Raw genomic sequence first — 13,909 nt, forward strand, 5'->3', positions numbered from 1 at the left:
CGGCTTTACTGCACTGGATCGGATATATTTTCCTTGTTGGCCTGGTACCGGGCCGTCCATATTTCCCTATTTTTGTTCTCGGGTCGAGTCAGTCCGAGATTCTCGCGCAAGGTCGTACCCTCATAGGCCGTACGGAAAATTCCACGGTTCTGCAGCTCGGGAATGACCTTGTTAATAAATGTTTCCAAGCCATGAGGCACAACCTGCGGCAATAAATTGAATCCGTCCGCTCCGTGCTCCCGCACCCATGTTTCGATAAAATCCGCCACCTGAATGTAGGAGCCCGTATACGTGACATGCCCGTGTCCACCGGCGCTCCGATTCAGAAATTGACGAATCGTAAACTTCTCTCTGCGGACCGCATCGAGAACGACTTCGCGCCGGCTGGTAATACCGCTCTTACGGCTGCCGTCTTCCGGTTTGATTTTATCGATCGGCAACGGATCATCCAGCGAATACTCGGACAGATTGACGGAAAAAAAGCGCGAAGCCCGCTCAAGCGAATTCTCCAGATTCAAGAGGCCAAACAGATCATTCTCCAAATCTTTGGCCTCCGCTTCCGTTTCTCCGACAATGGGCGCAAGCCCGGGCATGATCACCAGTTGGTCAGGATTCCTTCCGTACTTAGCCAATCTTCCCTTGACGTCGGTATAGAAATTCTGTGCGGCTCCCAGCGTTTGCTGCGCAGTAAAGATTACCTCGGCATGCTTGGCCGCCAATTCCTTGCCGTCTTCAGAGGAACCCGCCTGCACCAGAACGGGGTAGCCCTGCGGCGGACGCGGGATGTTCAAGGGCCCTTTGACATTAAAGAATTTGCCTCTGAAATCAATTTCGTGAAGATTGATATGGTTAACCCGCAGCTCACTTTCCCCGATGCTGCCCGCACCTTCATCATCCCAGCTATCCCATAGCTGTTTGGTAACTTCGACGAATTCGTCGCCGATTGCATATCGTTCGCTCTGCTCCGGATAACCTCCCCACCTCGTAATGTTGTCCCCATCTCCCGGCGAATGCCCCGTGACAATATTCCAGGCGGCCCGGCCATTGCTCAAGTAATCAATCGACGCCAGCTTGCGGGCCACATGAAACGGATCGTTGTAGGTCGTGCTGACCGTTCCGATCAATCCGATATGCTTCGTCATTGCTGCCAACGCCGAAAGCAGAGTGAACGGCTCCAGCCTTCTGCCTGTTCCGGAATAATTGTCTGCCGTAAACAGCGAATCGATGAAGCCCCGCTCAGCCAAAAGAGCCAGTTCTGCATATTTATCAATATCCAGATCGCGTTCAGGTTCCGCTTCGGGGTGCCTCCATCCGCCAGCATGGTGGCCTGCTATACGCACAAACACATTCAGATGCACTTTCCGATTACGCTCGCTCAATTCATTCCACACTCCATTTTCGAAAATAATGATGGTCTGTCAGCAGAGCTGCTCGCCTGATCTGAAGGATCCAATGAGCTAACAACAAAAAACCGCAAACGAGCCGCAAGGCTGTTTCCGGTTGACCGGTAAATATATTATATTCGCATAAGAATACTGCGAAATAAACTTACTGCTGTATTGTGTATATTGTCAAGTCATTTTTATGTTCGAAGTGAGGGACCATAATGCTTTTTAACATGTGTACAGTGTCAAAGTGTATGGAAATGAAGGCAGATACGTACCAAGACGTATTCTCAAGCGATTGCAGCATATTTAATTTTTCAGTAAAATGGAAGAAAAATTATAATACTTTTGAAAGATTATTCACCCCGTATATCAAACGAATCTATCTCTGACGGTGGGTGTGAGCATGGAATCGAAAAAGATATTCAGAGGGTTTGACCTTACAGCTATCGAAGAGAGCAAAAGGGAAACGATTATTCATTCTATGCTCGGAGACACTGCAGCTTTAGAAGCACTGCTTCGAAATGACGCGGGACTTGCAAACTGCACATGGGGATATTTCACCCCTTTACATTTTGCTGTCAGGTCAGGAAATACCGAATCGGTCAAATTGTTGTTGGAATATGGAGCGGATGTAACCAAGCACACACAAATTCTCGGATGGCAGGACGATCCTTTGACCAAAGCCAAAGATCGCGGATACCAACAAATCGTGGACATCCTGGAGCAGCATCTTGCACAAAATTTTCAAACCTCGCCTGCGGGCAACAAAATTGCAAGTTGGATAAAAGAGGGACAGAGAGAGAATGTACTTCGGGAATTGGATCATTCTCCAGAGCTGGTTAGGTCGGGCGACGAACGGGGCAATACTCCCCTGCACTGGGCTGTTCTCACCCGACAGATCGGGTTAATTGAAGATTTGCTCCGCCGCGGAGCGGATATTCAAGCCAAAAGGTCGGACGGGGCCATGCCCATCCATCTTGCTATTCACGGTGATTATTGGTTTCGTGCAGCTCGGGATCTAAGTGAGCAAGCGATGAGAAACCAATGGTTCCTTGTTGGATTTTTGGTAGCGTGCGGCGCAGAGTACGATATCTGGGCCGCTTCAACCGTCGGCGACTCTGTCCGTGTTGCTTCCTTACTGCATACGGATCCCAAGTTAGTTAACGCGAAAAATTCAGTGGATAGGAGACCTTTAAGCTACGCGGCCAAGTACGGGAATGCTAATACGGTAAAGCTTTTGCTGGATCAGGGTGCTGATCCGAATGCCGAGGAAAGAGACGCTCCGCAAGGAAGTGCGCTTTGGGCTGCGGTTGCAGGCAACCATGAGGAGTGTGCAAGGTTGCTCTTGGAGCGTGGTGCGGATCCGAATTCCAGTGTGGAGTCAGGAGCCAATCCTGTTAGCATTGCCATGAGCAACGGCAACGACTTGTTGATGAAGCTGCTTTATACCTATGGAGCCTCGGTTAATCTTGACGCAGCTTGTTGGATGGAGAGAATCGATTTAGTGGGTGAAATCCTAAAAGCTAACCCGTCTTTGATAAATGCCGGCGGTGACTATGGACCGCTCTGTATGGCTGCAGGATCCGGACACACAGACATCGTCAGGATGCTTATTAGAGGCGGAGCAGATTTAAACGCTCCTTGGTATGCCAATAATTTCATGGGATATGCCATTGACAGCGGTCTGGAAATGGTCAGATTACTGCTGGAGTCCGGTGCGGATGCGAATAACGCAAATTGGGTAGGTGTTTCGTATCTCCATAAGGCTGCATGGCTCGGCAACTTGGAATTTGCTAAGCTTCTCATTGAATTTGGAGCTGAGCTAAACGTGGTTGACGAGGAGAGCCAATCTACTCCACTCGGTTGGGCAGCGAAATATGGAAAGACCGAATTAGTTCGCTTTTTGCTGGACAAGGGAGCGAATCCTCGTCTTCCGGAACATGAAAAGTGGGCTCAGCCTCTTGAGTGGGCTGAACGTAGAGGACATAAAGATATCATAACGTTACTTTCTCAATTGAATTGACCAAAACTTGCGTTACACAGTGCGGAATATGTCACCGCCCGGCATTCCCGAACCATGGTATACGACAAAGAGGGTACCCGATCGGGCACCCTTAAACTTGCCGTTACCAATTCAGGTCATTACGCTCTCTACTCGTTTGACGCCTGATTGGAAGCCTGATTCATATTGTATGATAATTTTGCTTCTCTTGTTTCCAGGTTGAATGTATCTCCAGGGGATAGAAAATAAAATTTACCGCCTGTAGTATTCATATACTCCTTGTCATAAATGGACACATAACTTTTACCTACTACTTCAAAGGTTGTTCCCTGAACCACAATGGCCGTTCCTTCGTCAATACCAATACCCAGCAGCTCCGGATGAGCGGAGATAACTTCAACTAGATCAAAATGACGGTTTCGACGTAACAAATGCTGGTCAATCGTGACGTTTTTCAAGAAACCAAAACCCTCCTCATGGTCACCCATAAGAATGGTGTTTGTTTGAGTATCTCCTCTTACCAAATAGGACCCTTGGATTGTCGCACCCGCAGAAGTTCCGCCAATAGTACCTCCCCGGTCAAGAAGAGCGTTCAATTCCTGATAAACTTTCGTGTGCAGGTAGGCGTCAGCAAGCCTCCATTGTCTTCCGCCCGAAAACCATACGGCATGGGCCGATTTTATTGGAGCGGCGAACTCCTCCGTATCAGCCAAATTTCGATCGTTAGTGTGAAGGAAAGTGATATTGGCAGCCCCAGCTTGTTCAAAAGCAGTTAAATCCTGTCCTTTATTGGCATTCAGGTTCTCTTCTTGAGCCGTAGGAATCACAATGATTGAAGCTTGCGTACCGCCTGCCAATCCTATAAACCGCTCAATTACATCCGAATGCAAGCGTCCCCCGCCTGCAATAACCAAAGAACCATTTTCCAGACCTTTTGAAATCATACACACCATCCATCCCCTCATTTTTTATGTCCATAAGAAGATTCTTTTTTGTTGATATGATAGTTTAGTATGAAAATTATATCATTTTTATTAAAAACTGACATACAGGAATCTTATTTGTATCTATGATTTCTTGACGATTCAATATTAATGGATGTTGGAGGAGCCCAAAAGCTCGGAATAAAAGCGGTATGTTGAACCAAGACACTACCTCAAATGATTACGCCCGACTATGGTTGTTATGTCCTTACGCTAACGGGCACGAGAGTTAATAAACAAAAGGAGGAGGCAGCCGACCTAAGTGAATAGGCTGTCTTTCACAACTAACAGGCATTAGTGTTAAATTCTGGAATTATCTGCGATAATTTTGATTTTCTTGTAAGGAACACTTACATAAGTGCTTGTAAGTTTCTTGTAATATCTTTATACTTTACTCAAGCTTAAATACCCTCGTGTAAGAATTCAGGAATAAATATGTTCCTTAACTCACTCTAAAAAGACCCACAACATCCTCTGTTTCTACTTCTATTGATTTTCGCTTCCTCCCATCTAAGATGACATTCTCTCTGATTTGACTCGCAAATTGTATGTATTGACTCTATTACTAACGTTTGATTCACCTTAAAGGGGGTGGTTATCAAAAAAGGACAAGCCAGATTTGGTTGTGTGCTTCTCGCCGGTTAGTGGTTTATTTGGTGTTTCTAAGCGTACTAGTTTTGTTATTGCTGTAAGCAAAAATGTATTCCAAAAATTTGGAGAAGATCCTACCGTTTTCTATTCCATTTTAAAGGAGTGTAGTAGACTTGGTCACAGCGAAAAAAACTAAAAGAACGTTCTCACTCGGGATGGCTTTCCTCCTGGCAGTGTCTATTGTTATTCCGGTTGGCGCTGCTCCTGCAACGGCGGCATCAGACAAAGTCGATTTGCGATCTGCTTCCCCGGATTTGATTACGGCGAAAGTGGATTCCAAGATGAACAAACTTTTTGAAGAAGACAAGTACGTGACTTATCTCGTCAAATTAAGTGAGCAGGCAGATACCGGACTTGCTGCTCAGAAGGCATTTGAACTCGCAACGGCTCAAAAGGCAACACCTGCGGCCGCGAAGAAGTCAGCAAGGACATCAGTCGTAAATACGCTTCGAGAGGCTGCAACCCGTACTCAAATCCCGATTCAAAAGTATCTGGATGCGCAGCAGGCTTCAGGAGGAGTTAAGGAATACAAGAGCTTCTTTATCGTCAACTCCCTGGCTGTGACCAGTACGAAGGAAGTAATGGAAGAACTCGCTCTCCAGCCCGGAATTGATAAAATTCTTCCGAACGAAGAACGCTTTCTCCAGGAAGTTACCGTGGACAAGAATGCTTCCACACCAAAGGCAAGCGCTACAGCCAGCGGTTCTTCTACTGCTGTTAAGGGTTCCGAGGCAAAAGCCTCAGATTTTGACCCTGAAAACATCGAGTGGAACATTGCCCAAGTCAATGCTCCTGAAATATGGGAACAAGGGATCGATGGTTCCGGTATTGTTGTGGCTAACTTGGATACAGGCGTTGAATATACGCATCCTGCATTGGCAAGCAAGTGGCGCGGTTTGGATGCGAGTGGCAATGTCGTGGATCCGGAGCTCAGCTGGTACGATCCGCACAGCGGTTCTTCGATGCCGACGGATGCTGAGGGTCACGGAACGCATACGATGGGTACGATGGTCGGTGCGGAAGAGGATGGCACCAATATTATAGGCGTTGCTCCCGGTGCAAAATGGATGGCGGTCCGGATTTTTAATCCATCTACAACGGATGCCATCATCCTCGACGGTGCGCAGTGGCTGCTTGCTCCGGTTGATGAAGAAGGAAATCTTCACCCTGAACTTGCGCCGGATGTTGTAAACAACTCTTGGGGCGGAGGTCCAGGCATCGACGAGTGGTTCCGTCCGATCGTACAAGCCTGGCGGGATGCTCAGATTTTCCCTGAATTTTCTGCAGGCAATACTACAATAACGAATCCCGGCGGACCTGGATCTGTTGCAAACCCGGCCAACTATCCGGAATCGTTCGCTACCGGGGCTACGGATGTTAACGGCAACCTGGCGGATTTTTCACTTCAAGGACCTTCTCCTTATGGCGAGATCAAGCCCGAGGTTTCTGCGCCAGGTGTAAACATCCGTTCATCTGTTCCTGGCGGCGGTTATGAAGGCGGCTGGAACGGAACGTCAATGGCTGGCCCTCATACAACAGCGATCGCAGCGCTCTTGCTGCAAGCCAATAATTCGCTCACTGTAGACGATCTGGAAGATATCTTGACGGAAACGGCGACGGAAAGAACCGATAGCAATTTTCCGGATTCGCCTAACAACGGTTATGGACATGGTATCGTAAATGCGCTTGATGCGGTTGGTTCTGTCCTTCAAGGTGTTGGATCTGTAACGGGCCGCGTAACCATTGATGGAGATGATCTGACAGCGCCTGAGCTCGAGCACACGGTAGTTGAGACCGTTTATGCGGGACTTGATACCGCCATTACAATTGGTGCGAGCGATAATGTAGGAGTAACGGATGTCAGCGTATTTGCTAGAATTAAAGGAACGGGTCTCTATGGTTACATACCAGCGGAGCTCACTTCCGGAGATGGGTTAAACGGGACTTACCGGGCAGTGATTCCTGCTTCACTCATTGAAGAACCGGGACTTGAATATTACATTCGTGTCAACGATTACGGCAATAACGGTTATGATACGAAAGTATATTCTGTAACCGTACTGGAAGGAATTGAACCTGGTTATTTCCAAGATTTTGAAAGAAATTCTGTTGGATTCCTGCCAGACTTCGAAAACCCATGGGTATGGGGAACTCCCGAAAGCGGTCCTGGAAGTGCATATTCCGGAGACAGTGTTATGGCAACGAATTTAACGGGCACTTATGCACCGGGCTCCAGCACGGCCTTAATCGCACCGCCAATCAACCTGGTTGATGTGCCGGAGGGCGGATTGTTATCCTTCAAGCAATGGTATGACCTAGAAGATAACGGCGATTTTGGAAGTGTTTATATCGCAACGGAAGACAGCGGCTATGAGTTCGAACAGCTGCTTACTTTCACCGGCAGCAGCGAGGCATGGGTCAACCAATATATCGATTTGACAGCATATGCGGGTCAAAAAGTATATATAGCTTTCTTGCTGACTTCCAATAGTTCGATTGAAGGCGAAGGGTGGTATATTGACGATTTCTCCTTGCAGCTGCCAGATGAAGAGGCTCCGGCTTCCCCGACAGAGTTGACGGGAACACCCTCCATTCTTGGTGATGTCACCCTGAACTGGACTGCTCCGGCAGAGGAAGATTTGAAAGAGTACAATGTTTACCGTTCTGACGTTTCAGGCTCAGGTTATGAGCTTATCGGAACGACTGCTGACACGACTTATGTGGACAGCATCACGAGTGAAGGAGACGCCGCAACTTATTATTATGTAGTCAAGGCAAAAGATTACAGCGGGAATGAAAGCGCGGCTTCCAACGAAATTTCTGTAGATGTTCAAGTGCCTGAATCGATCTTCAGTGATTCGTTTGACAGTGCAGACGATAACGGCTGGACGCACTCAGGCACGCATGATGAATGGGAACGAGGAGTCCCTTCTGCACCTGGGCCGGCTGCCGCTGTGAGTCCGCCTAATGTATGGGGAACGGATCTCGACAGCACCTATGAGAATGACGCGAGCTTCTCCTTGGTATCGCCTGTCATTGATTTGACTGCAAACAGCAATGCAGCTCTTACCTTTAATCAATGGTATGAGATCGAGAGAAACTATGATGATGCATACGTAGAAATAACAGCTGACGGTGGTTCAACTTGGACGGAGATCGCTTATTTCTCCGATCCGAATGAAGGAAAACAATGGTCCCCTGTATTCATTGATTTAAATGACTACGTTGGAGGCGAGGTTCAGGTACGATTCAGATTCACATCAGACGGCAGTGTTACGAATGCGGGATGGTATCTGGATGATTTCCGGGTACTTGCAGTCGAAGCTCCTGAATCTACAGCAAGCGATACAAACTCCGAAACGGTCAAAGAAAAGGCTGTAGAGAAAGCTCCTGTATTAAGAGACGTTTCTGCTCCGGTATTGAGTGACTTTGGTGCAAGCAAAAGCATTTCGACACAAGGCGATTCAGTCTCCAAAGAAGATGAGGTCGGGATCTTCAGTCTTCCTGTTTCAGCGACGGTAACCGTGGTTGAAACCGGACGTTCCGTACGTACAGATCCCTACACGGGCCGTTACAGCTTCAATCATGTAGCAGGCGATTACAATCTGAAGGTGGAATCCTATGGATACTATCCACAAACGGTTCCGGTAACCATTGCGGATGGGCAGACGCGTTCAGTCAACTTCCAATTGGAGGCTGTTCCCCAGGGCACCATTACGGGTACAGTGAGGAATGAACGTACTGGAGAACCGATTGCTGACGCGGTTATCATGGTGATGGAGGATGCACAGGTAGCTCCAGTACGTACCGGAGAAGACGGAACATTTGCGCTTACCGTATATGAAGGAGAGTATAGCCTGTCCATCTCCGCACTGGATTACTACAGTAAATCCATAACAGTCGATGTTCCCGCAAACGGCACTGTAACGCAGGATGTTGATCTGAAGCCATTTATCGGCCATGCAGGCGAAATTGCTTACGATGATGGCACAGCGGAAAATGCACATGCGTTTTATGCTGCAGGTAATGGATGGGCCGTTCGGATGACACCGGAATCTGAAGCGGCTCAAGTGACCGGAGCTTCCTTCCGTTTCTGGAACACGGAATGGCCTGTACCGGGAGGGACAGAATTCAAGTATGCCATATATGATGCTTCGGGACCGGATGGCACCCCTGGACGTCAGCTCGCCGGACCATTTGATGGAACAGCTCTTCGCAATGATGAGTGGACGGTGGTCGAGTTTGCTGAACCGGTATCGGTTGCAGGTGATTTCTACATCGTCTACATCCAGACGCAGCCGGATCCGAATGCGCCAGGACTTGGTACAGACGAAAGCAGTACTGTTTCGGGGCGAAATTGGCAATTGGTCAGCGGAGTATGGTCACTTTCCCCTGTAGAAGAAGGAAATTACATGATCCGCGCAGCTGTACAGTATCCGGTCAATGCTCCAGTCTTCACATCACCGGCTGAGGATACTTACACCAATGAAGAACGCATTACCATTACCGGTACTTCTTCTGCCAATGGATCTACCGTTGTCATTTATAACGGGGACGAAGAGGCAGGAACAGCATTAATAGAAGACAGTCGATTTGAAGCGGCGATTGACTTAAATACCGGTGAGAACGTCCTGACCGCTGAGGTATTGGTCGGTGAAGAGGTAACTGACCGCTCTGCGCCAGTCACCGTAACCCTTGATCAAACGGCGCCTGAACTGGCAGTGACTTCTCCTGAGGATGGAGAGAAAACAAATGCAGAGGCGTATGCCGTCAGTGGTACGGTAACGGATGAATTCCTAAGTGAACTTACCGTTAACGGTGAGGCTGCTGAGGTTGCTGAAGACGGCAGCTTTGTTCACCGAATATTGATTAATCCGGGTGAGAATGTCATTACTGTAACCGCCACGGACTTGGCAGGCAATGAAACGACGATTTCTCGTACGGTGATTGCAGACTGGAATGCACCGGTGATCACGAATTTGAATCCTCTCACGGATATGCATCTCACAGTAGGGGAAGCGGTCTATGTATCCTTTGACAGTGATCCCGGTCTTTCCGCTTCCTTCCGTATCGAACTGCCAGGAAACACTCTATCCAGTTTCAACGAAACCGCGATGACCGAAACGACATCCGGTCATTATGAAGGAGCCTATATAACTCCGGCGACGCTGCGCCTTGAAGGCGGAGTCATCGTCGTTAGAGTATGGGATGCCGCAGGCAATGAAATTGAAGCAACGGCCCTTGGCAGAGTATATGTAACAGAGGACGGGGAAGAGCCGGCTCCTCCTAATATTGCACCTGTAGCGCTAATTCAAGGACCCAATGCAGCACAGCGCAAGCGTGACGTAACGTTTGATGGCACTGCCTCCTATGATGAGGACGGCAGCATTGTCTCCTATGAATGGAATTTTGGGGACAGATCAACAGGCAGCGGCGAAACAGCTACACATGCTTATGCGAAAAAAGGAAACTATACAGTTGAGCTGACCGTTACAGATGATCAAGGTGCAACGAACACAAAAACCTTTGCCATTAGAATCCGTTAAACCAGTTTTATGAAAAAGCGGAATGAAGCAGCTCCAGCTCTTCATGGCATTTCATATGGTTGAGGGGAACTTATAACTCCTATTTCCGCCAAAAAGTGGAACAGTCTGCCCTATCCAAAATATTAAACTCGATCATTTTCTCCAGTAATGAGAACTCAACCGGACTATCCCACCGGATACGCACCAGCTCCTTGGTGTGATCATAGCCAGCCTGCACAATTTCATCAGAAAAATGATTAATCCCTGTTCTTTCCGGGGCAACAGCCAAATGATGTTTGGCTACGCTAAAGCCTATAATAAATGTGCTGTGATCGGTAAACATAGGCTGATTCCACGCAAATTTTGGCATTAAATTTGGAAATTTATTCGTTACCCAAGTCAAAACTTCTTCCGTTCTGGCCCGATGCTGCGTGTTATCAATATGCCCTAAATATTCTGCAAAAACTTCCATTTGCTCCCTCCTGAAATAAAAATTATGTCGTTCAGAGAAGTTCCTCAAACCCTTAAACAACACCTATTATGCAAATTATAGAGCATAGAAATTGCCCCGAATAGATGGACACAGAGAAAACCTCTATAATAAACGATACAGGGATTCACAAAGGGACAAGTGTGAAAGAACGCGGCAAACCGAACTAGGGATAAGCCACGATGTTAGCCAAAGGAGGGTATAGATGAGGAAACAACTAAAAAGCAAAGCTATTGTTATATTAATACTAATTACCTGTTGTTTTCCCTTTCTTTTATATTGGTGGTTGTATCATATCCTTAATTCTTCATTGGTACCATGAAAGCTTCAACATCGTTTTTATGGTACACTCTCCATAAATTTGGCCAGGAAATAGGGTGTAATGAGCATCAGGCTGTCCCAATGAAGGAGCGGAGATCAAATGACGGTAACTCAGTTATCTAATTATTTATTTTTAGGCTCTACAGCACTTCTGATTCTTACACTATTAATTAAAGGTTTAGGACGACGTGGAATGTCGGGAACAGATCCGTATTCAGGATCAACTACAGATATTCAATTAGAGCATAACCATAGAGAGGTTATTCAAACACAAGATAATCTGATGAAGGCCATACTCAAATCCTATCTAGTTTGGATCTCTATAATTGGTATAGCAACATCAATTATTATAACAATGTAAGTGAAATAATATAGTTAATACAATACTGTATATCAAATGCCCAGAAGGAGCGTCACGATGCAAATAACCGAAGTCCGGGAATATATCCCGGAGTTGTGGAAAGCGACGGACGTGTCAAAGATTCATAAAGGCTTCTCTTATGATGGGAAATATCTCGTTTACGAAGGCGGTGACAAGCCGGTTTACGTGCTTCGTACTGCCGCTTTCAATCAGAGCGAACGCAAACGCCGGGAGTTTGAGGCGGTAGGCCGCATACACGGCCTCGGCGTCCGAACCTCGGAGCCAGTTGCATTCGGTACGGTCGAGGCGCTTGATTTATGTTACATGGTTTTGCGTTATGTCGAGGGGGAAGACGCTTCCGAGAGGCTGCCGCTAATGACGGCTGACGAACAGTACAACGTGGGTGTCGATGCCGGACGGGAGCTGCTTATGATGCACGATGTGGAAGCGCCTGAGAATATGGAAGCGTGGTCAATGCGAAGAATAGCGAAGCACAACCTTCAATTGGCAGAATACCGCCGCTGTGGGGTCAGGCTGCCTGAGGAGGATGCGGTTGTCGCCTTTATCGAAGAGCAATTGCCGCTATTGGAGGGTCGCCCGAACCGGTTTCAGCACGACGACTTTCATCCCGGCAATCTGCTCGTGCATGGCGGCGCTTATGCGGCGGCGATCGATTTCAACCGGTACGACTGGGGAGACCCGTATCACGATTTTCTGAAAATCGCTTACTTCAGCCGCGAGGTCAGCATTCCGTTCTCGATTGGGCAAATCGACGGTTATTTTAGCGGAAAGATTCCGGAAAAATTCTGGAGCCTGTATGCGCTATATTCGGCGCTGATTATGTTCGGAACGATCAGTTGGACGCTCAAGGTGGTGCCGGCACAAATCGATTCGATGATGGCCCGCATCCGTACAGTGCTGGACGATCACCGGAATTTTGAAAGCGCTGTACCAACCTGGTACAAACGTTAGTCTGGGCAATCCGTTAAGAAGGTGACTGAACTGGAAATTAACTATAGCTTGAAGCACATGTTCCCCTTTTTTATCAGGGGAAAATATAATAGCCAATCACGGAGGGTCTATGGAACTTGAGAATACAATTTCTATGCTTGTTAACGGTCTGAAGCAAATAAACGGCGTGAGGGCTATTGTTCTTGGCGGCTCAAGAGCCAGAGGAAATCATACTCACAACTCAGATATCGATATTGGCCTATATTACGATTCGAGAAGCGGATTAGATATTCCTGGGCTTCAACAGCTAGCCGCCGCTATGGATGATGCTGGCAGACATAACTTGGTTACGGAGATCGGCGGCTGGGGGCCGTGGATCAATGGTGGCGGCTGGCTGGTTGTTAATCATTATCCTGTTGATTTTCTATATCGCGATCTGAACAAGGTATCTGACGTGATCGAGCAATGTCGCTCGGGGGAAATTACTATTGATTATCAGCCGGGGCATCCACATGGATTTATCAACTCGATTTATTTCTCGGAGATCGCGTTATGCCAAGTATTATGGGATCCTTCCGGTACTATTGGAGAAATGAAGACAAGAACGGTTCCGTATCCGCCTGAATTGAAAAAGTCCATGATTCACAAGTTTTTTTGGGAAGCGGCTTTTGCACTTGATAATGGGAGAAAGGGGATGTATAAAACAGATCTGGCGTACATCGCCGGGTGCTGTTTTCGGTCGATATCCTGTTTGAATCAGGTCTTGTTCGCTGTTAACGAGTGCTACTTGATGAACGAAAAAGGGGCTGTTGCAATTGCAGATTCATTTAGAATGGCACCAAGGCAATACTCCAAGAGAGTAAATAATATAGTCAGTTTAGTCACAGAGGATCAGGATTTTTTGGAGAAGTCCTTCAATGAGCTGTGTGATCTGATTGAAGAAACTAAGACTTTTATAAAGAATTAAATGGTTACGGGAGCAGAGGAGGTTTGACGATGTCCAGGGGAAAGATTATTTATCATAGTGTTTCTTTTGTGGTCTTTATTTCATTGCTTTTATTTATTATTGCTTTTCTGAAATATCACTTCATGAGTTCTCTTAAATTAACATATTATCAATCAGACCGGGTTATCGTATGGATCTTGATCTCGTGTGTTCTTTCAATAAACGCTTTAAGTTTTTTGAATTATTTAAAAAAACGATTATTAGAATAAATAAAGACTGAGGTTCAGATTT

8 protein-coding genes are annotated in these 13,909 nt (G+C 47.0%); 5 read left to right on the plus strand and 3 right to left on the minus strand.

Annotated elements, in window-relative coordinates; all coding sequences use genetic code 11:
* Window positions 1-5 precede the first annotated feature (5 nt).
* Window positions 6-1,379 carry an LLM class flavin-dependent oxidoreductase gene (locus ACFOLF_RS26345; protein WP_210044387.1) on the minus strand — a complete coding sequence of 458 codons (1,374 nt, stop codon included), beginning with the start codon at window positions 1,377-1,379 and terminating at the stop codon, window positions 6-8.
* Between the two features lie 412 nt (window positions 1,380-1,791).
* Here ACFOLF_RS26345 and ACFOLF_RS26350 point away from each other — a divergent pair, with 412 nt between their 5' ends.
* The gene (locus ACFOLF_RS26350; RefSeq protein ID WP_210044405.1) at window positions 1,792-3,411 is read left to right on the plus strand and encodes an ankyrin repeat domain-containing protein; all 1,620 of its coding nucleotides are present in this window, start codon (window positions 1,792-1,794) and stop codon (window positions 3,409-3,411) included.
* Between the two features lie 128 nt (window positions 3,412-3,539).
* Here the strand turns inward: ACFOLF_RS26350 and ACFOLF_RS26355 are convergent, their stop codons facing one another.
* Complete coding sequence (locus ACFOLF_RS26355) at window positions 3,540-4,334, minus strand: cyanophycinase (protein ID WP_210044407.1); 795 nt, start codon at window positions 4,332-4,334, stop codon at window positions 3,540-3,542.
* A gap of 803 nt (window positions 4,335-5,137) precedes the next feature.
* On the opposite strand from ACFOLF_RS26355, the gene ACFOLF_RS26360 reads away from it, so the two are divergent.
* Complete coding sequence (locus ACFOLF_RS26360) at window positions 5,138-10,570, plus strand: S8 family serine peptidase (RefSeq protein WP_210044409.1); 5,433 nt, start codon at window positions 5,138-5,140, stop codon at window positions 10,568-10,570.
* 79 nt (window positions 10,571-10,649) lie between these two features.
* Here the strand turns inward: ACFOLF_RS26360 and ACFOLF_RS26365 are convergent, their stop codons facing one another.
* Window positions 10,650-11,021, minus strand: a complete 372-nt coding sequence (locus ACFOLF_RS26365) for an iron chaperone (protein WP_210044411.1) — start codon at window positions 11,019-11,021, stop codon at window positions 10,650-10,652.
* 439 nt (window positions 11,022-11,460) lie between these two features.
* On the opposite strand from ACFOLF_RS26365, the gene ACFOLF_RS26370 reads away from it, so the two are divergent.
* The 3 genes from ACFOLF_RS26370 (at window position 11,461) to ACFOLF_RS26380 (ending at window position 13,639) form a co-directional block, all read left to right on the plus strand.
* Window positions 11,461-11,721: a hypothetical protein gene (locus tag ACFOLF_RS26370; RefSeq protein WP_210044413.1), complete on the plus strand. Its 261-nt coding sequence runs from the start codon at window positions 11,461-11,463 to the stop codon at window positions 11,719-11,721.
* A gap of 57 nt (window positions 11,722-11,778) precedes the next feature.
* Complete coding sequence (locus ACFOLF_RS26375; protein WP_210044421.1) at window positions 11,779-12,693, plus strand: phosphotransferase family protein; 915 nt, start codon at window positions 11,779-11,781, stop codon at window positions 12,691-12,693.
* Window positions 12,694-12,802: 109 nt separating this feature from the next.
* Window positions 12,803-13,639 (plus strand): nucleotidyltransferase domain-containing protein, encoded by an 837-nt coding sequence (locus tag ACFOLF_RS26380; RefSeq protein ID WP_210044423.1) that lies wholly within the window; start codon window positions 12,803-12,805, stop codon window positions 13,637-13,639.
* Window positions 13,640-13,909 lie beyond the last annotated feature (270 nt).

This window comes from Paenibacillus sepulcri (assembly GCF_042647105.1).
Taxonomy (GTDB): Bacteria; Bacillota; Bacilli; order Paenibacillales; family Paenibacillaceae; genus Paenibacillus_Z; species Paenibacillus_Z sepulcri.

What these genes read in the sequence shown, in the direction of transcription:
- ACFOLF_RS26365 (WP_210044411.1), bottom strand. Translation starts at nt 11,021, where the DNA reads ATGGAAGTTTTTGCAGAATATTTAGGGCATATTGATAACACGCAGCAT.
- ACFOLF_RS26355 (WP_210044407.1), bottom strand. Translation starts at nt 4,334, where the DNA reads ATGATTTCAAAAGGTCTGGAAAATGGTTCTTTGGTTATTGCAGGCGGG.
- ACFOLF_RS26370 (WP_210044413.1), top strand. Translation starts at nt 11,461, where the DNA reads ATGACGGTAACTCAGTTATCTAATTATTTATTTTTAGGCTCTACAGCA.
- ACFOLF_RS26380 (WP_210044423.1), top strand. Translation starts at nt 12,803, where the DNA reads ATGGAACTTGAGAATACAATTTCTATGCTTGTTAACGGTCTGAAGCAA.
- ACFOLF_RS26375 (WP_210044421.1), top strand. Translation starts at nt 11,779, where the DNA reads ATGCAAATAACCGAAGTCCGGGAATATATCCCGGAGTTGTGGAAAGCG.
- ACFOLF_RS26350 (WP_210044405.1), top strand. Translation starts at nt 1,792, where the DNA reads ATGGAATCGAAAAAGATATTCAGAGGGTTTGACCTTACAGCTATCGAA.